The organism is Bifidobacterium thermophilum, assembly GCF_037482445.1.
Taxonomy (GTDB): Bacteria; Actinomycetota; Actinomycetes; order Actinomycetales; family Bifidobacteriaceae; genus Bifidobacterium; species Bifidobacterium thermophilum_B.
The window spans coordinates 178,589-202,732 of record NZ_JBBHLY010000003.1 but is presented as its reverse complement, the minus strand read 5'-3'; the positions used below and the strand labels follow the sequence as shown (position 1 = coordinate 202,732).

The 24,144-nt window shown below is 63.1% G+C and carries 26 protein-coding genes, 1 tRNA gene and 1 pseudogene; 12 read left to right on the top strand and 16 right to left on the bottom strand.

Annotated elements, in window-relative coordinates; translation table 11 throughout:
- Positions 1-92: 92 nt before the first annotated feature.
- The 12 genes from WD012_RS03560 to WD012_RS03505 form a co-directional block, all read right to left on the bottom strand.
- On the bottom strand, positions 93-461 hold the full coding sequence (locus WD012_RS03560) for a fluoride efflux transporter FluC (protein WP_339562601.1): 369 nt from the start codon (positions 459-461) through the stop codon (positions 93-95).
- Positions 458-1,390, bottom strand: a complete 933-nt coding sequence (locus WD012_RS03555; RefSeq protein WP_339562412.1) for a fluoride efflux transporter FluC — start codon at positions 1,388-1,390, stop codon at positions 458-460. The genes WD012_RS03560 and WD012_RS03555 overlap by 4 nt, the downstream gene beginning before the upstream one ends.
- 298 nt (positions 1,391-1,688) lie before the next feature.
- Positions 1,689-2,930 carry an ABC transporter substrate-binding protein gene (locus WD012_RS03550; protein WP_339562411.1) on the bottom strand — a complete coding sequence of 414 codons (1,242 nt, stop codon included), beginning with the start codon at positions 2,928-2,930 and terminating at the stop codon, positions 1,689-1,691.
- 1,122 nt (positions 2,931-4,052) lie between these two features.
- Positions 4,053-4,934: an ABC transporter ATP-binding protein gene (locus WD012_RS03545; RefSeq protein WP_339562410.1), complete on the bottom strand. Its 882-nt coding sequence runs from the start codon at positions 4,932-4,934 to the stop codon at positions 4,053-4,055.
- Positions 4,927-6,015, bottom strand: coding sequence for an ABC transporter ATP-binding protein (locus tag WD012_RS03540; protein ID WP_339562409.1), 1,089 nt, complete (start codon positions 6,013-6,015; stop codon positions 4,927-4,929). Before WD012_RS03540 ends, WD012_RS03545 begins: the two co-directional genes overlap by 8 nt.
- On the bottom strand, positions 6,008-6,991 hold the full coding sequence (locus WD012_RS03535; protein WP_339562408.1) for a branched-chain amino acid ABC transporter permease: 984 nt from the start codon (positions 6,989-6,991) through the stop codon (positions 6,008-6,010). Before WD012_RS03535 ends, WD012_RS03540 begins: the two co-directional genes overlap by 8 nt.
- A 3-nt stretch (positions 6,992-6,994) precedes the next feature.
- Positions 6,995-8,422, bottom strand: coding sequence for an ABC transporter permease subunit (locus tag WD012_RS03530; protein WP_422614350.1), 1,428 nt, complete (start codon positions 8,420-8,422; stop codon positions 6,995-6,997).
- Positions 8,423-8,504: 82 nt separating this feature from the next.
- Positions 8,505-10,055 carry a ClC family H(+)/Cl(-) exchange transporter gene (locus WD012_RS03525; RefSeq protein WP_339562599.1) on the bottom strand — a complete coding sequence of 517 codons (1,551 nt, stop codon included), beginning with the start codon at positions 10,053-10,055 and terminating at the stop codon, positions 8,505-8,507.
- Between the two features lie 59 nt (positions 10,056-10,114).
- A complete protein-coding gene (locus WD012_RS03520; RefSeq protein WP_339562407.1) occupies positions 10,115-10,537 on the bottom strand; it encodes a fluoride efflux transporter FluC in 423 nt (140 codons plus the stop codon).
- Positions 10,534-11,118 (bottom strand): fluoride efflux transporter FluC, encoded by a 585-nt coding sequence (locus WD012_RS03515; RefSeq protein WP_339562406.1) that lies wholly within the window; start codon positions 11,116-11,118, stop codon positions 10,534-10,536. The genes WD012_RS03520 and WD012_RS03515 overlap by 4 nt, the downstream gene beginning before the upstream one ends.
- A 172-nt stretch (positions 11,119-11,290) precedes the next feature.
- Positions 11,291-12,592: an adenylosuccinate synthase gene (locus WD012_RS03510; RefSeq protein ID WP_339562405.1), complete on the bottom strand. Its 1,302-nt coding sequence runs from the start codon at positions 12,590-12,592 to the stop codon at positions 11,291-11,293.
- A 277-nt stretch (positions 12,593-12,869) separates the two neighbouring features.
- Positions 12,870-14,114, bottom strand: a complete 1,245-nt coding sequence (locus WD012_RS03505; protein WP_339562404.1) for a polysaccharide deacetylase family protein — start codon at positions 14,112-14,114, stop codon at positions 12,870-12,872.
- Positions 14,115-14,244: 130 nt separating this feature from the next.
- Here WD012_RS03505 and fbaA point away from each other — a divergent pair, with 130 nt between their 5' ends.
- Complete coding sequence (gene fbaA, locus WD012_RS03500) at positions 14,245-15,321, top strand: class II fructose-bisphosphate aldolase (protein ID WP_339562403.1); 1,077 nt, start codon at positions 14,245-14,247, stop codon at positions 15,319-15,321.
- Between the two features lie 112 nt (positions 15,322-15,433).
- A complete protein-coding gene (locus WD012_RS03495; protein WP_339562402.1) occupies positions 15,434-16,207 on the top strand; it encodes an SDR family NAD(P)-dependent oxidoreductase in 774 nt (257 codons plus the stop codon).
- A gap of 333 nt (positions 16,208-16,540) precedes the next feature.
- Here the strand turns inward: WD012_RS03495 and WD012_RS03490 are convergent, their stop codons facing one another.
- Positions 16,541-17,404 (bottom strand): hypothetical protein, encoded by an 864-nt coding sequence (locus tag WD012_RS03490; protein ID WP_339562401.1) that lies wholly within the window; start codon positions 17,402-17,404, stop codon positions 16,541-16,543.
- Between the two features lie 59 nt (positions 17,405-17,463).
- Between WD012_RS03490 and rpmB the strand changes: the two genes are divergently transcribed.
- The 6 genes and pseudogenes from rpmB (at position 17,464) to rpmF (ending at position 19,028) form a co-directional block, all read left to right on the top strand.
- Entirely contained in the window at positions 17,464-17,703 is a 240-nt protein-coding gene (gene rpmB / locus WD012_RS03485) for a 50S ribosomal protein L28 (RefSeq protein WP_339562400.1), read from the top strand.
- Positions 17,704-17,789: 86 nt separating this feature from the next.
- The gene (gene rpmG / locus WD012_RS03480; protein ID WP_339562399.1) at positions 17,790-17,957 is read left to right on the top strand and encodes a 50S ribosomal protein L33; all 168 of its coding nucleotides are present in this window, start codon (positions 17,790-17,792) and stop codon (positions 17,955-17,957) included.
- 1 nt (position 17,958) lies between these two features.
- Positions 17,959-18,264 carry a 30S ribosomal protein S14 gene (gene rpsN, locus WD012_RS03475; protein ID WP_339562398.1) on the top strand — a complete coding sequence of 102 codons (306 nt, stop codon included), beginning with the start codon at positions 17,959-17,961 and terminating at the stop codon, positions 18,262-18,264.
- A 94-nt stretch (positions 18,265-18,358) separates the two neighbouring features.
- Positions 18,359-18,610: pseudogene (locus tag WD012_RS03470) on the top strand (type B 50S ribosomal protein L31); the annotation flags it as partial.
- A 128-nt stretch (positions 18,611-18,738) separates the two neighbouring features.
- On the top strand, positions 18,739-18,861 hold the full coding sequence (ykgO, locus tag WD012_RS03465) for a type B 50S ribosomal protein L36 (protein WP_015449619.1): 123 nt from the start codon (positions 18,739-18,741) through the stop codon (positions 18,859-18,861).
- Positions 18,840-19,028 (top strand): 50S ribosomal protein L32, encoded by a 189-nt coding sequence (gene rpmF, locus WD012_RS03460; protein WP_339562397.1) that lies wholly within the window; start codon positions 18,840-18,842, stop codon positions 19,026-19,028. The genes ykgO and rpmF overlap by 22 nt, the downstream gene beginning before the upstream one ends.
- A 135-nt stretch (positions 19,029-19,163) precedes the next feature.
- On the opposite strand, the gene WD012_RS03455 is transcribed toward rpmF, so the two are convergent.
- A tRNA-Gly gene (locus tag WD012_RS03455) sits at positions 19,164-19,234 on the bottom strand.
- A 221-nt stretch (positions 19,235-19,455) separates the two neighbouring features.
- Here WD012_RS03455 and WD012_RS03450 point away from each other — a divergent pair.
- The 4 genes from WD012_RS03450 to yddG all read left to right on the top strand — a co-directional run bounded on the left by WD012_RS03450 (position 19,456) and on the right by yddG (position 21,563).
- Positions 19,456-19,716, top strand: coding sequence for a type II toxin-antitoxin system Phd/YefM family antitoxin (locus WD012_RS03450; RefSeq protein WP_339562396.1), 261 nt, complete (start codon positions 19,456-19,458; stop codon positions 19,714-19,716).
- 3 nt (positions 19,717-19,719) lie between these two features.
- Complete coding sequence (locus WD012_RS03445; protein ID WP_339562395.1) at positions 19,720-19,980, top strand: Txe/YoeB family addiction module toxin; 261 nt, start codon at positions 19,720-19,722, stop codon at positions 19,978-19,980.
- Positions 19,981-20,036: 56 nt separating this feature from the next.
- Positions 20,037-20,195 carry a hypothetical protein gene (locus tag WD012_RS03440; RefSeq protein WP_339562394.1) on the top strand — a complete coding sequence of 53 codons (159 nt, stop codon included), beginning with the start codon at positions 20,037-20,039 and terminating at the stop codon, positions 20,193-20,195.
- A gap of 345 nt (positions 20,196-20,540) precedes the next feature.
- Entirely contained in the window at positions 20,541-21,563 is a 1,023-nt protein-coding gene (gene yddG / locus WD012_RS03435) for an aromatic amino acid DMT transporter YddG (protein WP_339562393.1), read from the top strand.
- A gap of 748 nt (positions 21,564-22,311) precedes the next feature.
- Here the strand turns inward: yddG and WD012_RS03430 are convergent.
- Positions 22,312-22,722: a peptide deformylase gene (locus tag WD012_RS03430; protein WP_339562392.1), complete on the bottom strand. Its 411-nt coding sequence runs from the start codon at positions 22,720-22,722 to the stop codon at positions 22,312-22,314.
- A 111-nt stretch (positions 22,723-22,833) separates the two neighbouring features.
- The gene (locus WD012_RS03425) at positions 22,834-23,844 is read right to left on the bottom strand and encodes a phosphatase PAP2 family protein (RefSeq protein WP_339562391.1); all 1,011 of its coding nucleotides are present in this window, start codon (positions 23,842-23,844) and stop codon (positions 22,834-22,836) included.
- Positions 23,845-24,144 lie beyond the last annotated feature (300 nt).

Genomic DNA, 24,144 nt, shown 5'->3' with positions numbered 1-24,144 from the left:
TGTACTATCGAAACGGTTCGATGCCGAACGCGACGCTCCGGATTGCCTCCTCGGCACCCACGCCAACAGGCATGCACCGCCACGCGCGCCCGTCACCGGGCGAGGACCACAAGCGCCCAGCCCGCCGCCGCGCACACCAACGGCACTACCATGCTGATCGCCGCGTATGCGAGCGCCAACCACCAACGGCGATTACGCGCCAGCGACACCATCTCGCTGACCGCAGCCGAGAACGTCGACATTCCGCCCAGGAACCCGGCAACGAACATCAGGCTCGTCGCCTGGTCCACCGTATGGTACGCATACCCGGCGGCCGCCATGCCCGCGCAGAACGAGGCGATCACATTGACCAGCAGAGTCGCCAGGGGGAACGCGTGATGCCACCAGCGGCGGATCGACACGTCGAAAATGTAGCGGACCATCGTCCCCAGCCCGCCGAACACACATACGAGCAGCATCAGTGCACCTCCCCGGTCACGGGATCGGGAACCATCGGGATTTCCGCGGTGATCGGCGTCGGTTCAAACGATGCCGGCATGCCATCGGCCGCGACGACCGCACCCGCGCCCGCACCCGTACCCGTACCCGCGCCCGCCCTATCGCCGGGATGAACGGGTTCGCCGGGACCGACACCGACCGCAACGGCACCCTGGTTCGCTTTCACGGCATAGGCGCCATGCGACGGCGCGCCTTTCGCATGACTGCCGCCATGGGCGGGACCGGACCCCAAAGACATCCTGCGCATCGACTGCGCCGCCCGGGACGCCGTGAACACGTGGGCGAGACACACGCCGGCCACGCAGCACAGCACGCCGCCCACCATGCTCGCAAGCATATACGAGACCGCCATCCACGGGTCATGGCCAAGAATGTCACGCAAGCCTTCCAGCATCACCGTCGACATCGTCGATAATCCGCCGCACAACCCCAACCCAAGCCCACGGCTGGCCAGCTGCCGCACCCGCCGGCGCAGCCACGACGCGGACGCCATCGTCTCGGTCAGCAAGGAAAACAGCAGGCACGCGACCATATTCGCCACGAACGTCGCCACCGGGAATCCCGTATCATGGGTCGGCCACAACGCCGACAGCCCATAGCGTGCGGCAGTGCCGACGAACCCGCCGATAAACACCACCAGATACACCAGGCCGTCAGCCAGCGGGTTGAACTGGGCGCGCAGCTTCTTGATGGGGGCCAGGGAGATCTGCGGGGGATTCGGCGACGCGGCCGCACCGACAGGCTCATCCTCCGGCTCGACCCTCTGCATTGCCAAGGTCTCGGGCTTCGGCTCGTGCGCCGGGGCCGGACCGATCCCATCGGGCGCATCCGCCAGTGGGGTGGCACCACCCACGTCCGGGACCCCGGCGTCCCGCCCCTTATGTTCTGCCATCTGTCACTCCCGAACAATCACGCGGCGAAACACGCCATACTTACTCGCATCACCGCGATATGCGGCAATCCCCCATGGTACCGCAAGCATCAAACGCACGCCGACGCGCCGGCCGCACGCCCCACACATCCTGCGCGACCCGCACGCGCCCGGTCCGGACGGCGCAACGCGCAGCAAACGCCACAACCCACGACAAACGCCACAACCCACGACAAACCGGTGCCGCAAGCGATTGCGCGCTTGCGACACCGGTCATCACAGGCCCGTCATATCAGACGGGACAAGGCGTCCCCGCAGGTCACGACACCTTGCCGGACTGGGCGTGGTCGAACACCGGCTTGTTATCCTCACCGAACTTGTACACGCCGATATTCGCGGAACTCGGATCATGCTTCTTGTTGAACGGCCCGATACCGGTCTGGCCGACATACTCGATATCCTTGCCGTCCTTCAGCAGCGCCACGCACTCCTTGTAGGACTTGCACTTCGTGCCGCCGTTCGCGCCGGACACCGCGAGCAGGTTCTTCTGGATGGTCTCGCCATCGGCCTTGCCGCCCTTCTGCGCGGCGAGCGCGAACAGGATCACGCCGTCATACGTTTCGGCCGCATACGTGTAATCCTTGACACCGCTCGCCATGGACTTGACCCTCTTCTGGAAGTCCGCACTCGCGTGGGCGCCCGGGATCGTGCCGGTCACGCCCTTGAGCGTGCCCTTGTCGAAGGTGCTGGAATAGTCGGAGGTGTTGCCATCGACCAGGTACAGCTTCGTGGTATCGACGCCCTGGGCGATCATCTCCTTGATCAGCGACTTGGTCTGGTCGAACGCGATGACGGCGATGGCATCCGGGTTGGAAGCCTTGATGGTCGACACGAGCGAGGAGAAGTTCGTCTCGGTCGGGTCGAAGGCCTGATCCTTGCCGTACACGACATCCACGCCGGCAGCCTCGGCGGTCTTGGCGATCGTGTCGCGCAGGCCGGTGCCGTAATCATCGTTGAACGAGGCGATGGCGAGCTTCTGCACGCCATCCTGGGCGATCACGCTGCCCAGCACCGCGCCCTGCACGCTATCAGGGGCGACCGTGCGGAAGAAATACGGGTCGACGCCGGACAGGCTTGCGGACGTCGCGCCCATCGAGATCAGCGGGACCTTTGCCGCGGAAATCTCCTTATACACGTTCTTGACGACGGAGCTGGACGCCGGGCCGATGATCGCGGACGGCTTCTTGGACAGCACCGACTGGGTGCCTGACGTGTTCTGGTCAGCATGGTCGGCGTCGGACGTATCGGCGCTCACCGACGTGGCCTTCTTGCCGAGCACGCCGCCGGCATCGTTGATATCCTTGAGCGCGAGCTTGACCGCGCCTTCCTCCTGCGGGGACATGTACGCCAGCGAGCCGGTCTGCGGGAACAGGGCGCCGAGCACGAATCCGCCGCTCGCACTGCTCGAGGCCGAGCCGCTCGACGATGACGAGCCACAACCGGACAATGCCAGGGTCAATGCGGCGACGGCCGCCGTGGCGCACATCAGAGTATGCTTCATGGGTTTGCGTTGCTTGCATGGTGATGATGCCGATGTCGTTGAATATCGCATGATCAGTTTCCTCTCTCCATACTGATGCATTGCTGTTCGTTGCTACGAGGCGGTCCGGTTGGACATTACGGTGATGTGGCCAATCGGCGGACCTTGGTGGTCAATCGCTTCGTTTACCCGAGAATCTAAGCAGGATTTGCAACACGGGCGTGTGCCGGATGTTTCCTGACCGTGACATGCGAAAACAACAGGAAATGTTGGGGAGGGGGTCGGGCGCATGGGCTCGGGGCGTGGGGTGCAAGGAGTCGTCGGCGACGGGCATCAGCATCGGGAATATGAGGAAACGCGGGAGTTCCAAGCGAAAACGCAAGAAAGCGGATAATCTCCCGGGAGTTTATCCATGGAAACGGGATTTGGCGATAATGTGACACGGAAAACGTTGAAATACCAACACACCCAATATCAGTCCGATGGGAGTTTACGAGCCAAACCACGAATCACACGAAAAGTCCCACGATGATAGTCCCACGATGACGGGTTATGTCTTGGAAACTGGGACATGGCAGTGGCATGATTCGGCCACTTGCCAGACCCGATAACGACGCTCGCAGTTCAAATCGAGCACCGAGACCCACGGCGTGGAACAGCAACCGAAGAGAGCGATGACAGGAGCGGAGTCCAAGAATCACCGAACCTTGGAATCATGCGGGTCCGGGAACCAGACCGGCATGACACGATGGGATGGGCGCCACGGAACCAGCCGCACCAGTGGAATCAACACCCAAAACCCACGATATGGAACAGAAACCACGCTCACGGGAAGTGCAGGCAAGATCCGGGAATCACAAGACCGCTGGAATCATGGGGATTCAGGAATCAGAACAGCAGGGCGAGCCGAGGCCGGTCGCCGCCGCGTCGGCCATGCCGGCAGAATCGGGCGTACCAATGCACAGTGTGGAACAGTAACCAGGAAACGTGGGCACGAGAGCGAAATCCACGGGCCACCGGACCGTTGGAATCATACGGTTTTATGATGGCTGACCTCAGAGCGTCCCCCGCTTTGTCCTCATACCGGGTCGGTTACGGTTCCACACTGTTTGAATCGGGCGGCGATTTGCTCGGGCACCACACCTACCGGCCTTCCTCCTCGACTTTCTCCTCGAGGTTGCCCAGGTACAGCGAGATGACCTTCGGATCGTTGAGCAGGTCGCGCCCGCGCCCGGAATAGGCGTTGCGACCCTGGTCGAGCACGTACCCGCGGTCGCAGATCTGCAAGCACCTGCGGGCGTTCTGCTCGACGATCACCACGGAAACCCCGGCCTTGTTGACTTCCTTCACGCGGATGAAGGTCTCGTCCTGCAGCATCGGCGACAGACCGGCGGACGGCTCGTCGAGCAGCAGCACGGACGGTTTCATCATCAGTGCGCGGCCCATCGCGACCATCTGCCGTTCGCCGCCGGACAGCGAACCGGCCAGCTGGTCCTTGCGCGAGGCGAGTTTCGGGAAGATCGAGCTGACGTATTCGAACCGCTCCTTGAACAGTTTCGGCGCCTGGAACGCCCCCATCCGCAGATTCTCCTCGATGGTCAGCGACGGGAACACGTTCTCCGTCTGCGGCACGAAGCCCACGCCGCGCGAGACCAGCTTGTCGGCGCGCATATTCGTGATGTCCTCGCCGCGCAGCAGCAGCTTGCCGGACCGGATGTGCACCAGGCCGAACAGGGATTTGAGCAGGGTCGATTTGCCGGCGCCGTTCGGGCCGATGATGCCGACGATTTCGCCGTCATGCAGGGTCAGCGAAGCGCCGTTGAGGATGTTCACACCGGGCAGGTAGCCGGCGATCAGGTCCTGCGCGTCCATGAGCGGGTCGCCTTCCGGCTCGCCGACGTGCACTTGCGAACGCGGCAGCGTGCCTTGCGTTGGCGTCTCATCAGCGGCCGCCACACCGGAATCCACGCCCACGCCCGTGTCAACAGCAGGTTCTTCGCGCCCATTCACCGTTACGTCACTCATGCTGTTCCTCCTCAAGCTTCTCAAGCGCCGTATCATCGCCCAAATCGATATTCGCGCGAGCGCCCAGGTACGCGTCGATGACCGCCTGGTCAGACATCACGTTCTTCGGCACGCCTTCGGCCACGATCTTGCCTTCCGCCATGACCGTCACCCAATCGGCGATATGCCGGACCATGTTCATGTCGTGCTCGACGAACAGGACGGTGGTGCCGGTTTCGCGTAGGGCCATGATGCAGTCGAGCAGCGATTGCTTGAGCGCGGGGTTCACGCCGGCCATCGGCTCGTCGAGCATGACCAGCTGCGGGTCGCTCATGAGCGCTCTCGCCATTTCGAGCAGTTTGCGCTGGCCACCGGAAAGTGACCCGGCGAAATCGTCCTTCTTCTTCCACAGCAGGAAGCGCTTGAGCAGACGCTCGGCCTTCTCGCGGTTCTTCTCCTCCTGCTTGCGCCAGCGGGCGGGGAACAGGGCGGTGAGCATGCCTTCGCCCGGCTGGACCGGGGCGCCCAGCAGCATATTGTCCATGACGGTCAGGCGGCTCATGACTTTGGTCAGCTGGAAGGTGCGGACCATGCCCATGCGCGCCACCTGCTCCGGGGATTCGGATTTCAGCGGTTTGCCGTCGAATTCCCAGGTGCCGGTGTTCGGGGTGTCGAAACCGGTCATGAGGTTGAAGAAGGTGGTTTTGCCGGCGCCGTTCGGACCGATCAGTGCGGTGATGCCGTGCCGTTCGATCTCGAAATGCTGCACGTCGACGGCAGTCACACCGCCGAATTTACGGGTGATGTTGTCGGCCACGAGGATCGGATCCGGCTTGGCCACGCCGGGAGCGGCTTTCACGAACGACAGATCGTGCTGCACGCGGTCCGCGTATTGCGTGGATTCGAGTTTCTCGCCTTCGGGCGCGCGGGTCGCCCAGCGCGGCAGGTCCGCCTCGGGGGTGAGGGAACCGGGTGCCGCGGCGCCCGGAGCGTCGGATTGCGACACGTACGCCTGCGGTTGGAAGGGCTTGTCGCCGAAGTCCTCGGCTGCGTTCTTCCCGACCTGCTGCGATGTTGCTCGTTGAGATGTTGACTTACGCATTGAACGCCAGCTCCTTTCGGTCGCCGAGAATGCCTTGCGGCCTGAATATCACGATGCACATGAGCGCGATGCCCATAATCACCCAGCCGAGCGCCTCCACCTGGTCGGAGGAGATCACGGTCGTCGGAATCGTGCCGCGCATGAACTCCTTGATCAGCGTGAGCGCCACCCACAGCACGCACGAGCCGATCAGCGGGCCGAATACGGTCGCCGCGCCGCCCATCAGCAGAATCGTCCACGTGTAGAAGGTGACCTGACGGCCCAGGGAATCAGGCTGTACGGAACGCGGCAGCACGAAGATGATGCCGGCGAGCGCACCGAACGCGCCACCCAGGAACAGCGACTGGATCTTGAAGCGGGTCACCGACTTGCCCAGCGAGCGCACCGCGTTCTCATCCTCGCGGATGCCTTTGAGCACGCGGCCCCACGGGGAGTTGAACCAGCGCCAGGTGAGGAACAGGGCGATGCCGACCAGCACCCAGGCGACGATGCGGATCCACCAGGAATTCGCCGTATTGTTCGAGTAGGTCCACAGCAGGAAGGTCGATTGGCCGTCGGGCAGCGGGGAGAGCGCTTCGAACTTCTCCGTGAAATCCTGCGGGGAGATGCCGCCGGAGCCGCCGGTGATCTTGGTCATCGCGGTGGAACGCCCGATAATGCGAACGATTTCAGCGGCCGCAAGCGTGACCATCGACAGGTAGTCGGGCCCGAGTTTGAGTGTCGGGATGCCGAGCAGCAGCGCGAACAGGAACGACAGGAACAGCGCCATGCACAGGGAGCCGAGGATGCTCCAGCCCATGGACTGGGTGATGGCGAACCCGTAGGCGCCGAGCAGCATGAATCCCGCCTGGCCCATGTTGAACAGGCCGGTCATGCCGAAGTGGATGTTCAGGCCGATGGCCGCGAGCGCGTAGGCGGCGGTTGTGGGCGCGATGAGCTCGCCCAGCGAATTGGTAATGATGGTAAGGAAATCCATGTCTCAGCCCACCCTCTGTGCTTTGCCGAAGATGCCCTGCGGACGGAACAGCAGGACGATGATGAGGATCGCGAGCGCCGAAGCGTAGCGCATGTCGTTGGGGATGACGAGCGAGCTCATATCCGCCACGACGCCGATGATGAGCGCGCCGACCAGGGCGCCGGGGGCGGTGCCGAGGCCGCCGAGCGTGACCGCGGAGAACATGAGCAGCAGCAGGACCGCGCCGGTGTTCCATGCGATGCCTTTGAGGTAGATGCCCATGAGCACGCCGGAGAGCGCGGCGAGCGCGCAGGAGAGGATCCATACGATCCGCACCACGTGCTCCACGTTGATGCCTGAGGCGGCGGCGAGCGCGGAATTATCGGAGACCGCTCGCGTGGCCCGGCCGAACCGCGTGTGGTACAGGAAGTAGGTGACAGTCACGATGACCACGATTGCGATGGCCGCGGAGATCAGGGTCGCGCGGTCCGTGGTGATCGGGCCGAGTTGGAAGCCGCGTTCCACGGAGGTGACGATGCCTTTGGTGCTGCCGCCGAAGAAGAACTGGAACAGGTATTGCAGCACCATGGACAGGCCGATGGTGACGATCATCTGCTGGAGCGGGCCGACATGCTTGCGGCGTAGCGGCGCCCAGATGATCTCGTTCTGGATGAGGCCTGTCAGCGCGCCGATCGCGATGGCGAAAATGCCGGAGACGATGAGCGGCCAGTGCAGCATCTGCGTGCCGACGTATGCCATGAGGCCGCCGAGCGTGACCTGCTCGCCGTGGGAGAAGGAGCTCAGTCCGGTGGTGCCGTAGACGAGGTTCATGCCGACGCTCATGAGCGCGAGCATGAGGCCGAAAATCAAGCCAGAGTAAAGCTGTTGCCAGAAGCGCTGGCCGAAATTGCTGGAGCTGCCGGATGTGCTTGACGCCGACGAGCTGTTGGTTGTGGAGCTTGAGCTGCCCGACTTGGCTTTGCTTGACGATGATGCCGAGCCGGAAGCCTTGCCGGAGCTTGAAGAATCCGCCACATTCGCCTTATCGAACCGGACGACCGCGCGCTGCTTGGAGAAATCGCTTTTGTCGATGCTGACGGTTTCCGTGTTGCCGGGCAGGCCGTGGCTTGAGGCGACGGACTTGTCGATGGTGACGGTGTAAGAGCCGTCCGCGGTCACCGAGAACGCCCATTTGCCGGAGGCGTCCGTGGTGGTGGTCGCTGATTCCTTGCCGGACAGGGTGACGGTCACGCCGGAGATCGGCTGTTTGGAGGAATCCTGCAGAATACCGTTCACGCAGCCATTGCTTGCGGTCGGATTGCAGGTCGGTGTCGCTTGGGCCGCGCGGGCGGTTGATGGGAACGCGAGGAATGCCACCGGCACCAGTATGGCGAGCATACAGGCCAGGATCAGGAACCGATGGCGTCGCGCAGTTGATAGTGCGTCTGTCATGAGTTAGTCCTCTCTCGAATACCCCTCACGATAGGTGTTCGAGATTCGACTAGCGGTTGCAATAACGTTTCGCCGCGGTAACTTAGTGTGCTTTCGTGTTAACGTGCGATTCGGCCGGTTCGGCTTCATCCGCGTCGCACAGCTGTCGCAGCGCCGCACGGACGCCCTGCTCCTCCTGGCCGCTGAACAGTACGATCAGATAATCGCCGCCCCGCAGCATGGTGTCGCCACGCGGAACGATCTCATGTTCACCACGCCGAAGTCCGATAATCAGGCATCCTGACGGCCAGGCGATGTCGCGCACGCGATGCCCGTCGGCGGGCGCGCCCATTTCCAGCGGGAAATCCATGATGCCGGAACCCAGGTTGCCGGGCAGTTTCGCCGCCTGACCTTGCGCGCGCATGTAGCGTTCCAGCAGCACGCCGTAAATCGGTTTCGTACGCAACAAGTCGGAAACCAGCAGCGCGATGAACGCGGCTGCGGCGACGGGCAGCATGTGGGTCAGGGTTCCGGACATTTCGACGGTCAGCAGGATCGAGGTGATCGGGGTTTTCACCGATGCCGCCAGCGTACCGGTCATCACGCAGACCGCAAATACGGGGATCGCCTGGGCGGAAAGCCCCCACAGGTCATGCCCGAGTGTGCCGAACGCGCCGCCCGCCAGCGCTCCGACCGCGAGAATCGGCATGAAGATGCCGCCGGGCACGCCGGAACCGAAACTTGTGCTGGTGAACAGGATTTTCACGACCAGCAGAATGCACAGCATCAGGAGCCCCGGATGCCCGCGTTCGGCGGTTTGCACGAGGTTCGCTCCACCGCCGAGCACGTCGGGCAGCCACAGGCCGACCGGCAGGGCGATGGCGATGGCGATCATCGGGCGCAACCAATCGGGCAGTTTGCCGTACAGGGTCTGGAAGCCGAGCAGGGAGCGGTTCATCAGCGAACCGACCAGTCCGGCGATGATGCCGAGCGGAATCAACCACATGTAATCGCCGAGCGGCAACTGCTGGATATCCCCGAAATCAAGGACGGGAGTCAAGCCGAAACAGTATTTCGAAACGAAATCCGCGGTCAGGGAGGCGGCGGTCGCGCCCATGAGGATGGCCGGGGAGAAGCTGCGGTGGATACCTTCCAGCGCGAACATCATGCCGGACAACGGCGCGCTGAACGCCGCGGACAGACCGGCAGCCGCGCCCGCGGTCACCAGATAGTGCTCCTGCACGTCTTCGCGTTTCTCGCCGCGCATGCGATGTGACAGGAATTGCGCGCCGGACGCGCCGATCTGGATGGACGGGCCTTCGCGCCCCAAAGACAGCCCGAACAGGGCGGCAAGCAGGCCGCCGAGGAAGCGCACCGGCAGAATGGTCTGCCATTTCATCTTCAGGCCGCTCAACACCACGCCGTCGGTTTGCGGAATACCGCTGCCGGATGCCATCGGCTCCTTGCGGACCATCCACGCGATAAGCAGGCTGACGAGTATCGCAGCCAACGCCCAGGGGGCGATCAGCCATGGGGTGACGCGGATCTGCGCGTACATCCACCGGGCGAAGCGGATGCTCAGTTCGATGCCCTGCCGGTAGATGACCACGAGCACGCCGGACAGCAGGCCGATGAGCACGCCGGCACCCGCCATACGCCATTTGAGGCGGGCAAATGAGGTGAGCAGACGGTCCGCTGCGGCGTGCAAATCGTTCACAGTGCCGCCGCCAGCCACCAGCCGAGCGCCACGCACAGCAGCGGGACGACATATTCGAGGACGATATTCGTTGCGGCTACCGCACGCTTGCCTTTGCGCAGCAGGGTGACGCTTTCGTTGATGGCGGTCGAGAACGTGGAGAACCCGCCGAGGAAGCCGGTGGCGAGCACCAGACGCCACGGGCTGGCCGGGTCGCCGTGGTAGACGAAGGCCGCCGCGACGATTCCGGCGAGCAGTGAGGCTGCGATATTCACCACGAGCGTGGACAGCGGGAACGAGTGGATGGCGGCGGTACGGTCGTCCGCGTTATCGGGGATGCGGGACCACGGCTGTTTGACCGCGGTATCAAGCACGAACCGGGTGACAGCTCCCAGGCCGCCCATCAGGCACAGGAGCGCGCCGATCAGGAACGATGTCATTGCCGGGCCTCCTGTTCTGCGGAGTTGGCGGGGGTGGCGGGATTGCCGGGGGTGCCGGCAGAGCCGAGATTGTCAGGAACGTTGGAAACGTTGGGATTGCTGAGATTGCGGGACTCGCCAGACTGGGCGTCTGGACCGGCCGCCGCGGTACGTTCCGCGCGATGCCCGGCCGCAAGCCGATCAGCGCACCAGACGCCCGCGAACGCGACCAGCAGGCCACAAACCACGCTGACCAGCAGGTACAGCAACGCCAGCCACGCCTGCCCGCCGAGTATGCCGGTGAAGCCTTCCAGCGCGAGCGTGGACATGGTCGACAATCCGCCGCACACACCCATACCGGCCCCCCGGTTGACCAGTTCGCGCTTGCGCGGGCGAATCCAATCAGCCTGCGCCAGGTATGCGCTCAATCCCGCGTATACGAAGCAGGCCAGCAGGTTCGCGGCGAGCGTGCCGAAGTGGAATCCCGCAGCCGTGGCCGGTATCGCCAGCCCCAGCAGGTAACGCACGCATGTGCCGATCGCGCCGCCGATGAACACCACCACATACAGTTGCGGGTCGGCGAGCGGGGAACGTTTCGTCATATGCCTTTCTTCCCTCTCTTCCTTGCTTTTCTTTACTCTCTGCCGCCTCCGGAACCCTCTCCCCTTCTCTTACCCCGGCAGCTTTTCACGGCCTCTTATGCGGGACCGGAGCCGTGACGCCGCCGCGCCTCGACTCCGGTCCGGTTGGGTTTGCCCCGTAATGCTTAGCCGACTAGTCGATCAGCGAGTGGACGGAGATGATATGGTCACGCTGCGGGCCGGTGCCGATTGCAGAGATCCGGCATCCGGACAGGTCTTCGAGACGCTTGACGTAATCCTGGCAGGTCTTGGGCAGGTCCGCGAAATCATGCACCTGCGAAATATCCTCGTCCCAGCCGGGCATGGTCTCGTAGATCGGCTTCGCCGCGGTGAAGGCTGCCTGGTCGACAGGCATGTCGTCGTAGCGGGTGTGCGTGCCGTCCGGGTTTTCCACGTCGTAGGCGACGCAGATCGGGATTTCCTTGAGGCCGGTGAGCACGTCAAGCTTGGTGAGCACGATATCGGTCAGGCCGTTGACGCGCACCGCGTACCGGTTGACGACCGCATCGAACCAGCCGCAACGGCGGGGACGGCCGGTGGTGACGCCGTACTCGTGGCCCTGCTCGCGCAGCCAATCACCCTGCTCGTCGAACAGTTCCGTTGGGAACGGGCCTTCGCCCACGCGCGTGATATACGCCTTGGACACGCCGATGACGCGGGTGATCTTGGTTGGCCCGACGCCTGTGCCGGTGCAGGCGCCGCCGGCGGTCGGGTTCGAGGAGGTGACGAACGGGTAGGTGCCGTGGTCCACGTCAAGCATGGTGGCCTGGCCGCCTTCGAACAGGACGGTCTTGCCCGCGTCGAGCGCATTGTTGAGCACGAGGGACGTGTTTGCCACGTACGGCTTAAGCCGTTCACCAAGCTTGAGCAGCTCGTCGGTGGTGCGGTCGATGTCGATTGGGCGGCGGTTGTACAGCTTGACCAGCATCTGGTTCTTCTGGTGCAGGCTCGCCTCGACTTTGTCATGCAGGTGCTGCTCATTGAACAGATCGTGCACGCGAATGCCTACGCGGTTGATCTTGTCGGCGTACGCCGGGCCGATACCGCGACCGGTGGTGCCGATCTTGTGCTTGCCCAGGAAGCGTTCGGTCACCTTGTCAATAGTGCGATGGTAGGGGGCGATCACGTGCGCGGACTCGCTGACCAGCAGGCGCGAGCAGTCCACGCCGCGGGCTTCAAGACCGTCAATCTCCTGGAACAGGACTTCAGGATCGACAACCACGCCATTGCCGATGACCGGGGTCACGTTCGGGCTGATAATGCCGCTGGGCAGCAGGTGCAGCGCGTAGGATTCGTCGCCGACGACCACGGTATGGCCCGCGTTGTTGCCGCCGTTGAAGCGGGCGACATAGTCGACATGCGAGCCGATCAGATCGGTCGCCTTGCCTTTGCCTTCATCGCCCCACTGAGCGCCGATAAGAATGATTCCGGGCATGATGCACCTCCGCAAAACGCATGATTCCGCCGCCCACAGGTTACCGTATCCCCTCTACCGGGTGGTGCGGGTGGCTGGTGGAGATGCAGGATGGAGCGGGATGCTGGCCGGGTGTGGACGGATGCCAGCCGGCCGGGCGCCTCCCCCATCTTCTGCCGGCACTGAGAGTACCGTCACCGTCGGCAGAAGCAGAAATCTGACCTTTTGCCGACGCTCAATTGGTCACGCAGTGCGTGACGAATTGGCGGGCAACGTCCACGGGCGCCCACCGAACCGCCTACTTCTTCGCGTCGCCGCCCTCATCGGCCAGCGGGGCGGCGCTGATGCCGGCGAGTTTGAGCAGGCCGCTGATGGTCACGAACTCGTAGCCTTGCGCTTTCAAATCGTCAATAATGCCGGGCAGGGCCTGAATATCCTGGTCGCGGTTGCCGCCGCCGTCGTGCATGAGCACCACCGCGCCGTTGTACGCGTGGTTGAGCACCGCGTCATGGATCGCCTGCGCGCCGGGACGACGCCAATCCTCCGTATCGATGCTCCACAGCACGTTGTAGTCGACCAGATCGTACACGTCCTTCCACTGGTCCACCGTGAACGAACCGTACGGCGAGCGCATCATGCGCGTGCTCACGCCGGATGCTTTCTTCATGTTGGCGAATCCGGCGGTGATTTCCGCCCGCAACGCGTCCCGCTTCATCTTCGGCATATACGGGTGCGTGTTGCTGTGGCTCGCCACCTCATGGCCTTCGGCGACCATCCGCTTCTCCAAAGCCGCGTATTGCACCGAATACTGGCCGACGTCGAAGAATGTCGCCTTCACACCCTTTTGCTTGAGAATGTCGAGAATCGGGGCGGTGTACTGTCCGCTCGGACCGTCATCGAACGTCAACGCGATGACCTTATGGCCTTCGGGGCGTGGCGATACGCCGACGATCTGCGTATCCACCGCCTGTTTGGCCATCCGTTTCGCGATGCGTTTCTTGGACACGTCGCCCACCCACACCTCGCGCTTGCCGTCCTGGCCGCGGGTCTTGACCATCTGGATGACGCCACCGGCGATATTCACCGTGATGCCGTGCGGGACCGTCTCATAGTCGGTCGCATGGCCTTCAGTCACGTTGCCGCCGGACGTGACGCTCACTTCAGCGTTCCCGGGGAATCGCGTGCCCTTCCAATCCGCAGGATCGATATGCTGCCCATCGACCTTCAACGACACCGGATGTCCTCCCGTCGCCTTGATCACACTGCCGTCCACCGCAAGCAGCTTGCCCGGGTGCGCACCGAAATCATCATGGTCGTCCAGCAGCTGTTTCGCCGTGGTGCCGGCGGAAATCTCCACCTGCTGCCCGTTCACGAATACGACGATATGCCGCAGGCGGGTCTCCCACGCCCACGCGCCGCCGCACACGACCAGCAGCACAATCACAACCAGCACCGCGATAAGCCGCCCCAACCATGGCCGCCGCCTGCGCTCGCTTGCGCCGACGGCGCTATCGCCGAATGAGAGCTCTTCTACTTCCTTCATCGCCCGTCCATCCTTACAATCCTGATACGGTATTGTCACACATCGCAGGCCCTTTGTATATCGTTTCTCGCAAAAACAACACACCGTGTTCGAACCATCCTCGCGGCGCCTTGTGCGGGATAATGGAAACATGACAATCGCAACCCCTGAACGCTATGCCGAGATGCTTGATGCAGCGCGTCGCGGCGGCTATGCTTACCCCGCTATCAACGTGACCAGCACGCAGACGTTGAACGCCGCGCTGCAAGGTCTGGCCGACGCCGAGTCTGACGGCATCATCCAAGTGTCCGTAGGCGGGTCCGCCTACTTCTCCGGGCAGCGGGTCAACGACCGGGTCACCGGGTCGCTCGCGTTCGCCGCGTTCGCGCACGAGGTCGCCGCGAAATACCCGAACACGGTCGCCCTGCACACCGACCATTGCGCCAAGCAGTATCTTGACGAGTGGGTGCGGCCGCTGCTCGCCATCGAAGCGGATCAGGTAGCGCACGGCAAAGATCCGTCATTCCAGTCGCATATGTGGGACGGCTCGACGGTCCCGCTCGCCGAAAACCTTGATATCGCCGAGGAACTGCTCGCCAAGTCGGTCGCCGCGCATACGGTGCTGGAAATCGAAATCGGCGCGGTCGGTGGCGAGGAAGACGGACAGCGCGCCGAAATCAACGAGAAACTGTATTCGACGCCAGCAGACGGCGTGACCGTCGCGCAACGACTCGGACTGGGCGAAAACGGGCGTTACATGGCGGCGTTCACCTTCGGCAACGTGCATGGCGCGTACAAGCCGGGCGTCGTCAAACTGCGGCCGGAACTGCTGGGCGATATCCAGAACGAGGTCGCCGCGGCCGTGGCGGACGGTCGGATCGCCGGGCATGCCGCAGGGCGGGGATTCGTCGGGGATGTGCCCGAAAACAAGCCGTTCCCGCTGGTGTTCCACGGTGGCTCCGGATCCAGCGCCGAGGAAATCGCCGAAGCGGTGAGCCACGGCGTCGTCAAGATGAACATCGACACCGACACGCAGTACGCGTTCACGCGGGCGATCGCCGGACACATGTTCGCACACTACGACGGCGTGCTCAAGATCGACGGCGAAGTGGGCGACAAGAAGTTCTACGATCCGCGCTCGTGGGGGCGCGAGGCCGAGGACTCGATGGCGCGGCGCGTGGTCGAAGCGTGCGAACGGCTCGGGTCGGCGGGGCGGCGGCTCAAGTAGGCTGCCGGTTTTGGGATTGCGCGTCGGCAGAGGCGGAATCATTACCTACTGCCGACGCCGAGATAGCTGTCAGCGTCGGCAGATGCAGAAATCAACCAGCAAAGGAGCTGCAATGAAGACAATCGTCACCGGAGCGTCGAGCGGATTGGGCCGCGACATGGCGCTGTACCTCGCCGAACTCGGGTATGATCTCGCGCTCGTGGCACGCAATCAGGCGCGCCTGGATAACGTGGCGCAAGAAGCGCGACGGATCGCCGCCGCGCACGGCAACAACGTCACTGTCGAAACCGTCACACTCGACCTGTCGCAACGCAGCGCCTGCGAGCAACTGTTCGCACGCTACCGCGACGAACGCATCGACCTGCTTGTCAACAACGCCGGATTCGGCCTGTTCGGCGACTTCACCGACACCCCGCTGGACCGCGAGCTCGAAATGATCAACCTCAACGTGGTCTCCTACCACGTGCTCACCAAACTGTTCGTCCGCAAGTTCAGGCGCGACGGGCACTGCCGGCTGCTCAACGTGTGCAGCGCCGCCGGATTCCTCGCCGGACCGCGGCTCGCCACCTACTACGCGACCAAAAACTACACGCTCAAACTCACGCTCGCCGTGGCGCAGGAGCTTCGACGCGACCGCGTTCCCGTCACCGTGAGCGCACTATGCCCCGGACCGGTCGACACGCATTTCAACGCGACCGCGGGCGGGGAATTCCTTACGCCGGGCGCATCCAGCCGCGCGGTTGCGCGATACGCGATCGACAAGACGCTGGCCGGCAAGCTCATCATCGTGCCGACCTGGCAGATGAAAGCCGGGCTGTTCGCCGCTCGGTTCCTGCCGTGGAGCGCGCAACTGCGGATCATGGACCGGTACGATCGCGGGCGGTAAGGACGGAATCAGTGTCAGGTCGCCCAAAGCGTGTCTTTGTGAGGATTGACTCACACAATGACACCCCAAAGACCCGAATCAGCCCGTTTCCCACTCGCCACGGGCCGTTGTGTGAGGATTCGCTCACACAACGACACCCCGGACCACCCAAATCCCAACATTTCCACCCCTCCACAGGCCACAGTGTGAGGGCTCACTCACACACCGACACCCGAGCGGCACCAATCAACCAATCCATTGCACCTCCAGCCTCACCGTGCGAGGATTCGCTCACACAACCAGGCCAGCGCAACGGGCGACAAGCGCCGACAGCCGCCGGCCCCTGTCTGCACATCAAACTCGGACTCGCGACGGCGTGCACACGTCCCCAATCAACGCGTGCAGGTCGGCGCAGTGGGCATCCGGGTGAATGGTGGCGGCCGGGTCGGCGAGCGCGGTGACGACTGCGGACAGCCGTGCGGTTTCGTCGGCACCTTGCCGAGGTGACATAGCCGCACCATCCAGATCCGCCTCGTCCAAGCCCGCACCGCCCAAGGCTGTACCGCCATCCGTCAGGGCAGCGCCGCCATCCGCCGCGAGCATCGGCAGCATGAGTATGTGCGCGGCTTCGCGGATGAGCCGCGTCTGCACAACGCCGGTCGAGCGTGAGTCGAGTACGGCGTCATCGTCTGTCGTTCCGGCGACAACAAGCCGGTCGTCGTCGAAGAGCCTTGATTCGAAGCCGTCCAGACCGACCGCCGTGGCGACGTGGATGGTGTCGATCGCGCACGGCAGGTCGCCCAGCATCGAACTATCCGCAAGATATTGCGCGACCGCGGTTCCCTCGACCCCGACCGGAAGCACGGCCAGCATGGCTCCGGACCATTCGGGGGCAGTGTTCATCACACGTACGAGGTCGTGTTTGCATGCGCAGGTCAGGCAGCAGTCGTCCATGGGGAACACGGTGGTATCGCCGCCAAGCAGGCTGTCGCTGTTTCCAGGCTCGTAGACGGTTCTCACCAGGGACAAACCGGTGGGCGAGGCGGGGTCGGGCGCTACATCGTAGGCGGCGACGCGAATGGCCGGGCGGGAATCCGCCAGGGAGAAGGCGACGGCGTCGATGGCGAGGCGGTCGACTCCAGTCAGCAGGACGAGACTGACACGCGGGGTTCCGGCTTCGGTGTTTCCCCATGATGGCAACGATGGATGGCGTGGCATGGCACGACCTTTCTGCAATCACTTGACGATAATGATTCTCAATATCTATAATGAAGCACATGAGCAAATATTGTCAAGTCCTCGGCGCCCACGCCGGCAAGGGCAACACCGTATCCCATTCGCACCGGAAAACCCGCCGACGCTTCGAACCGAACCTGCAGCGCAAGCGCTATTTCGTGCCGTCGCTCGGCCGGCGCGTCACCCTCACGCTGACACCGCGCGGCATGAAAACCATCGACAGGCACGGCATCGATGCGGTCGTCGCCCGGCTGATCGCTAACGGCGAGATACGCCTGTAGCCCGCGACCCCGCCCAACGCCGCGGAAACGCAACGGCACAGGAACGCGGGAACACGTCAACAACACACCACAGGAAAGGAAGCCCCATGGCCAAAACCACCGACATTCGCCCGGTCATCACCCTGCGATCAACCGCAGGTACCGGTTCGACCTATACGACAACCAAGAACCGCCGCAACACGCCGGATCGTCTCGAACTCCTGAAATTCGACCCCGTACTACGTAGGCGCGTGATGTTCCGGGAGGTCCGCTGACATGGCCAAACGCAGTCTCATCGCCAAACAACGGCAGCGCGAACGCATAGTCGCGGCATACGCCGAACGGCGGGCGGCATACCGGCACGATTCGGTCAACCCGCATCTAAGCCCGGAAGCGCGCGCGGAAGCAATGCGCCGGCTGCACGCGCTCCCCCGTGACGCCAGCCCCACGCGGTTGCGTAACCGTGACGCCATTGACGGCCGGCCTCGCGCATTCAACCGGCGATTCGGCCTGTCACGCATCAATCTGCGCGACAAAGCCCATCGCGGCGAACTGCCCGGCGTCGTGAAATCAAGCTGGTAGAAGCCTTCCGGGCACGCGCCCCGCCCACCGATCCGGCGACCCCAATCAGTCTCCAATCAACCCCAAATAACCCCAAATAACCGACAGGAGAACCATGAAACCAGACATCCACCCGACATACGGGCCGGTCGTATTCCGCGACCAGACCACGGGCGAGACCTTCCTGACCCGCTCCACGCTCGCCGGGCAAGCCGAGCGGCTGCCCTCCATCACCTGGACCGACGGGGCCACCTACCCGCTGGTCAACGCGGATGTGACCAGCGCGTCCCACCCGTTCTACACCGGCAAGGCCGTCGTCCTCGATTCCGCGGGGCAAGTGCAGCGATTCCGCAGACGGTACGGGAAATACGGTCTTGCCGGCGATCGAACCCGCGACGGCATCACGAGCGACGGCGGTGACGCCGACAGCAACGGCAGCAACGGCAGCAACGGCAACGTCAGCGGCAACACCACCAGCGAGAAAGGCGCACGCCCATGAAAGTCAAGTCATCCGTACGTTCCCTCCTGCGCAAAGACGGCTCAACCCTCGTGCGCCGACGCGGGCACATCTATGTCATCAACAAGAAGAACCCCCGATGGAAAGCGAGGCAAGGCTGATGGCCACGCCGAAATACCGCATGTCACGCTCGCGAACCCGTTCACGGCGAGCGCACTGGAAAGCCAAACCCGAACAGCCCATTGAAGTGACGATGCCCGACGGGACCGTACTGCAGGTGCCGCAGCGGCTCGCAGCGGCGGCACGACGCGGGTATCCGCTGCGCTGATTGCGCCCACCCGCCCGTCCGCTCGCCTTCTCGAACCGGTTACGTTTACACCCCGCCCAGCGCAACCGGTTTGAGAAGGCGGGAGTCGCCATGATACGAAAAATCGCGGCACCAAGCCGGTACCGCGATCGCGAGAGCGGATGACGGGAGTCGAACCCGCCTCTGAAGCTTGGGAAGCTTCCATTCTACCGATGAACTACATCCGCAGTTGCACAGCAAAGCCGCACATACAAGTAAGCACTCTACCACAGCGCGCCGATTTGCGCATCCTGCCCGCGCGGGACCATGTCAGCCGGCATTTCATCATCGACGCTTCACCAGCCGGCACCACGCGGTCAATCCAAGACTTGCTGTGAACCGACCTCACTGCTATGCTGTACAGTATTCTGTACAGCACCTGATGCAGGAACGCCAGGAAAGGACGAAGATGGTCACCGCAGTCGCCTACACGAACTTCCGCAAAGATCTGAAATCCTACATGCGCCGGGTCAACGATGACGCGGATATGCTGCTGGTGACGAACAAGGATGAACATGACAACGTTGTCGTCATGAGCGCTTCCGATTACGATTCCCTCATGGAAACGCTCCGGGTGTACCAGAATCAGTATCTGCGCAACAAAGTTCAACGCGGCATGGAGCAAATCCGCAACGGGGCAGCCGTCCAGCACGACATCACTGAGGATTGACCCATGCTCCGTTGGACGGATGACGCCTGGGAAGATTACCTGTATTGGCAGTCCCACGACAAGCGCACGCTGAAGCGAATCAACGCCCTCATCCGGGACGCGCAACGCTCGCCGTTCGAGGGCATCGGCAAGCCGGAGCCGCTGAAATCCGGCCTCGAAAGCATATGGAGCAGACGTATCGATTCAGCGAATCGACTGATTTACATGGTCGCGGACGGCGACCTGTGCATCCTGTCCGCGCGGGACCACTACCCGGAACGCTGACGGCGCCGCCGAACCCCTGAGATTAGCGTTGAAACAACACGACATCTGGAGGGACTATGAACAAAGGCCTGTTCATCGCGCAAATTGCGCTCAGCGCACTGCTGATTGTCTTCGGCGTCAGGGACCACGACGTTCTGATTATCATCATCGCGGCAGCCGGCATGGTTCTTGACATCGTCGGTTGGTGGTGGCAATCCCGTACGAAACGGCAGTAGCCAACTCCCCGCCCACACCGCAGGCAAACCACAAGGCAATCCCGTACGAAACGGCAGTAGCACGGTACGGCTCGTCCGACTGGTCGCCTTCGCGCTCACTTGGTCGGCCGTCTGACAGCTCGCACGGCAGTTTCGGGCGGCAGTTTCGCCTGATTGTTCGTCTGCCGGTCGAGTGGCCGTCACCCGGCGTGCACACCCAGGCGGTACAGTGTTTCTAGCGATATGCGCTCTCTCGTTCCGCTCCAACGCACTTTCCGCACACCTGTCCAGACCGAGTACCGGACAACGGACAACGTGCGTCGAACAAGACCGCGCGCCCAGCAACCCTAGAGGAGAGCCCAAGCCATGCCGAACCGCACCACCGACGCCGCCGCCAACCCGCTCCTCGGCCACGCGATTTCGCATGGCGGCACGGTAATCGGCCTACTCGCGATTGTGCTGTGGGGCTTCATGGCAGGTCTGGTGCGACTCGTCGCAGACGCGTTCGGCGCGACCCTCGGATCGGCCCTGATTTACACGGTCGGCGGCATTCTGCTCATGCTCACCCGACACCCGAAACCACTCTCCCAAGCGCCCCGACGCTATCTGCTGCTCGGCGGCCTCATGTTCGTCACATACGAAGCCTCGATTTCGCTGTCCATCGGACTCGCCACCACCGCCGAACAATCCGTTGAAGTCAGCCTCGTCAACTACCTGTGGCCGACCCTGCTGGTCCTGTTCACGGCGGCGCTGTCCAAACGGCAAGGCGCGGTCTGGCAGGCCTTGCCGGGAGCCATCATCGCGACCGTCGGCGTGGCAATGGCGGTGGGCGGCAACAGTCTGGACGTGCAGTCGGCGCTGCGCAATATCGCGTCGAATCCGCTGCCGTTCGCGCTTGCCTTCGCCGGGGCGCTGATCTGGTCGGTGTACGCGGCCATCTCGCCGACGATGTCCGACGGGTATGACGGCACGACGATTTTCTTCTGCTGCGTGGCCGTCGCGCTGTGGGTCATCCATTTTGCGTCCAGTGACGGGCTTCCCCCGCAGGCTCCCGGACTCGGCGGGTATCTGGCGCTGATTGCATGCGCGGTGTCGATTGCCGGCGGATACGCGTGCTGGGGGTATGGCATGCTGCACGGCAATATGGAAACACTGGCGATCGGATCCTATGCGACGCCGGTGTTCTCGACCGCGTCCAGCACCCTGCTGTTGGGAGTCGCGCTTGGGCTGCCGTTCTGGATTGGCGTGGTGCTTGTGGTCACTGGCTCGCTGCTCAACGTGTGGTTCTCGCGACGGGCGCGAGCGCGGGCGGAACGGGTGCCGGGGACGACGAACGCTGCTGACGCGACGGATTCGGCTGGCGCGGCGAGCACGGCTGACCGGCAGTGAGTGAGGATTTGCTCACACAACGGCACCTGGGCGAACCCAAATCAGCCAGCCCCCGGCAGCTGCAGGTCATCATGTGAAGATTGATTCACACAACGACACCCCGAACAGCCAAAATCAATTCGCCTGTGACCTCCGACCGCCACCGTGCGAGGACCGGCTCACACACCGGACTGCACAACCACTCAAAGCAGCGAATCCGACGACACCGACCGCACCCATGTGAGGATTGACTCACACAACAGCACCTGGGCGGCCTAAATCCCCCGACATTCCGTCCTTCACGCGTCATCATGCGAAGATTGACTCACACAACGACACCTGACAGACAAAAATCAGCTAGCCCCCACACCCTCCTCCGGCATTGTGTGAGGATCCACTCACACAATGGCCGACGCAACCACTTGAATCAGCCAATCCAACGGCCCCAACCGCCACCGTGTGAGCATCGGCTCACATACTGACACCCATCCCACCCAAATCAACAAGTCACCAATAGACCGCAGGTCATCGTGTGAGGATCAGCTCACACAACGACACCCGACAGACCAACATCAGCCAGATCCACGACCTCCGACCGTCACCGTGTGAGGATCCGCTCACATTCTGGCGCCCGTGCCATTCCAATCAGCCCGATTCCAGTTGGCCGCAGGTCATCGTGCGAGGATTCGCTCACTATTGGCTGCAGACGGCAACAACCGCAACCACAACCGGCCGCAATCGCCGCAGCCGACCACAATCACCGCCAAACTCACACCAGAATGCCGTCAAGGTGGTCGACCTCGTGCTGGATGATCTGCGCAACCCACCCGGCGTAGCTGGTCACATGCCTGTGGAAGGCGTCATCCTGCCAGGCGACGGTGATGTTCTCGTACCGCTTGACCCGCGTCACGCCCTCCAGCGACAGGCACCTCTCCTTCGTGAGGTACATGCCGGAACGCTTGATAATCACCGGGTTGACCATGATGACGTCTTTCTCGCCCATCGTGACGATGATGATGCGCGTCAAACTGCCGATCATGTTGCCGGCCATGCCGACGCAATCGTCATGATGCGCGGCGAGGGTATCGCGCAGGTCCGCGATCACCGCCGCATCGTCCGCCGTCGCGGGCGCTGATTTCCGGGCGAGGAACGTCCTGTCCTTCACGATGTCACGCTGCATGATATCTCCTGTCCAAAGCCTTGTGCCGATTGGCGTTTGCCATCATACCGGCAGCCGCCGATGCGATTCGCGCGCCGACGCAACCAACCGCGCCCGACGCACTCGCGCCACTCACCGCGCGGGATCGCACAACCGGTACACGCACCACACGAGAACGGGTGTCAGAACGAGCGATGTGCACACGTCGGTCGGGTAATGCACGCCGTAAATCACGCGGGACAGCGCGACAACGAACGGCACGATGACCAGGATGACCGTCAGCACGGTCCGCAGAACACGCCAGATGAGCGGCGTTTGCAACGGTTGCGGCGATCGCGGTGATGATGCGTCGGCCCCTGCGGTCGCGCGGGTTCCGGCAGTTGCGGAAGTCGCGCCTTTCGCAGCGGTTTCGACAGTTGCAGAAGTCGCGGCAGTCTGATTGGTGGCATCGATCTGGCCGGTCTGGCTGGGAATCCGGGATTTACCCGTGGCCGAGTCGGCCAATCGGCGGGAATCCTTGATTCGCACATCGATGACATGCAAGGCGAACAGCGCGAGCGACACGACCACCACCGAGCAGGCAGTGTGTCCGCTGGGGAAGCTCGGGTCGGGCATCAATGCGCCTCGAGCGGTGCTCGGCCGCGGCCTGTCGACGATGGTTTTGATGAGACCGACGACCGCCATCGGCAACGCGGCCATGGCCAGCCCCCGCAACATCTGCCCGGCGCTGCGCGTTACCGCCCAAATCACGCCAAGCAGCACGACAATCACCGGCACGGCCACCACCGCGGAGAAGCATACGGCGATGGTGTGCGCGGCCGGAACGAACGCCGCCCAACGTGCGCCTGCGGCAAGAATCAGCCGCATTTCGGCAACGTGATCTGCCGTATTGGACCGCAAAATCAAGCCTTCGATGATAGCGAGCGCGACGACCGCAAGCGCGAGCGATACGATGCCGATTGACGTGCGATGCCGCGAAATCGCACGCGTGGCGGACTGTACTGTGGCCTGCCCGGTCGCGACACCGATAGCGGCGTCATCAATCGCAACATCATTGACCGCAACGTCATTGATCGCAACGTCGCCGGGAAGTCCTTGGATGTCTTGGGATTCTTGAACTTCCTGTCGCCAAGTTTGTGCCACGGCCGAATCCTTTCATCCACATTCGCTGTCATCGCGCGCGTCTGCCGGTCAAGATGGCGGCGGCACGAACACGAGCCATCCAGCCTACCATCGAAGAAATCGCCGGAACGCGATAATCGACTCGCCGGCACCAAGCCGTCACAACCGCCCGATTCTCAGCGTCGGTACAAGCTTCTGCCGACGGTGGGATAGGTTTCAGTGTCGGTATCGGCTTCTACCGACGCTCAGCACACCATCAGCGTCGGCAGAAGGTTCTGACGACGCCCAGCACGCTGCCAGCGTCCACAAAAGACTCTACCG

Coding starts and splice junctions, on each gene's coding strand:
- WD012_RS03440 (WP_339562394.1), top strand. CDS start 20,037: ATGAACAAAGGCCTGTTCATCGCGCAAATTGCGCTCAGCGCACTGCTG.
- WD012_RS03495 (WP_339562402.1), top strand. CDS start 15,434: ATGAAGACAATCGTCACCGGAGCGTCGAGCGGATTGGGCCGCGACATG.
- rpsN (WP_339562398.1), top strand. CDS start 17,959: ATGGCCAAACGCAGTCTCATCGCCAAACAACGGCAGCGCGAACGCATA.
- WD012_RS03515 (WP_339562406.1), bottom strand. CDS start 11,118: ATGACGAAACGTTCCCCGCTCGCCGACCCGCAACTGTATGTGGTGGTG.
- WD012_RS03545 (WP_339562410.1), bottom strand. CDS start 4,934: ATGAGTGACGTAACGGTGAATGGGCGCGAAGAACCTGCTGTTGACACG.
- WD012_RS03510 (WP_339562405.1), bottom strand. CDS start 12,592: ATGCCCGGAATCATTCTTATCGGCGCTCAGTGGGGCGATGAAGGCAAA.
- WD012_RS03505 (WP_339562404.1), bottom strand. CDS start 14,114: ATGAAGGAAGTAGAAGAGCTCTCATTCGGCGATAGCGCCGTCGGCGCA.
- rpmF (WP_339562397.1), top strand. CDS start 18,840: ATGGAAAGCGAGGCAAGGCTGATGGCCACGCCGAAATACCGCATGTCA.
- yddG (WP_339562393.1), top strand. CDS start 20,541: ATGCCGAACCGCACCACCGACGCCGCCGCCAACCCGCTCCTCGGCCAC.
- WD012_RS03535 (WP_339562408.1), bottom strand. CDS start 6,991: ATGGATTTCCTTACCATCATTACCAATTCGCTGGGCGAGCTCATCGCG.
- fbaA (WP_339562403.1), top strand. CDS start 14,245: ATGACAATCGCAACCCCTGAACGCTATGCCGAGATGCTTGATGCAGCG.
- ykgO (WP_015449619.1), top strand. CDS start 18,739: ATGAAAGTCAAGTCATCCGTACGTTCCCTCCTGCGCAAAGACGGCTCA.
- WD012_RS03550 (WP_339562411.1), bottom strand. CDS start 2,930: ATGAAGCATACTCTGATGTGCGCCACGGCGGCCGTCGCCGCATTGACC.
- rpmB (WP_339562400.1), top strand. CDS start 17,464: ATGAGCAAATATTGTCAAGTCCTCGGCGCCCACGCCGGCAAGGGCAAC.
- WD012_RS03555 (WP_339562412.1), bottom strand. CDS start 1,390: ATGGCAGAACATAAGGGGCGGGACGCCGGGGTCCCGGACGTGGGTGGT.
- WD012_RS03445 (WP_339562395.1), top strand. CDS start 19,720: ATGCTCCGTTGGACGGATGACGCCTGGGAAGATTACCTGTATTGGCAG.
- WD012_RS03525 (WP_339562599.1), bottom strand. CDS start 10,055: ATGGCGGGTGCCGGCGTGCTCATCGGCCTGCTGTCCGGCGTGCTCGTG.
- WD012_RS03530 (WP_422614350.1), bottom strand. CDS start 8,422: ATGACAGACGCACTATCAACTGCGCGACGCCATCGGTTCCTGATCCTG.
- WD012_RS03520 (WP_339562407.1), bottom strand. CDS start 10,537: ATGACATCGTTCCTGATCGGCGCGCTCCTGTGCCTGATGGGCGGCCTG.
- WD012_RS03490 (WP_339562401.1), bottom strand. CDS start 17,404: ATGCCACGCCATCCATCGTTGCCATCATGGGGAAACACCGAAGCCGGA.
- WD012_RS03540 (WP_339562409.1), bottom strand. CDS start 6,015: ATGCGTAAGTCAACATCTCAACGAGCAACATCGCAGCAGGTCGGGAAG.
- rpmG (WP_339562399.1), top strand. CDS start 17,790: ATGGCCAAAACCACCGACATTCGCCCGGTCATCACCCTGCGATCAACC.
- WD012_RS03450 (WP_339562396.1), top strand. CDS start 19,456: ATGGTCACCGCAGTCGCCTACACGAACTTCCGCAAAGATCTGAAATCC.
- WD012_RS03430 (WP_339562392.1), bottom strand. CDS start 22,722: ATGCAGCGTGACATCGTGAAGGACAGGACGTTCCTCGCCCGGAAATCA.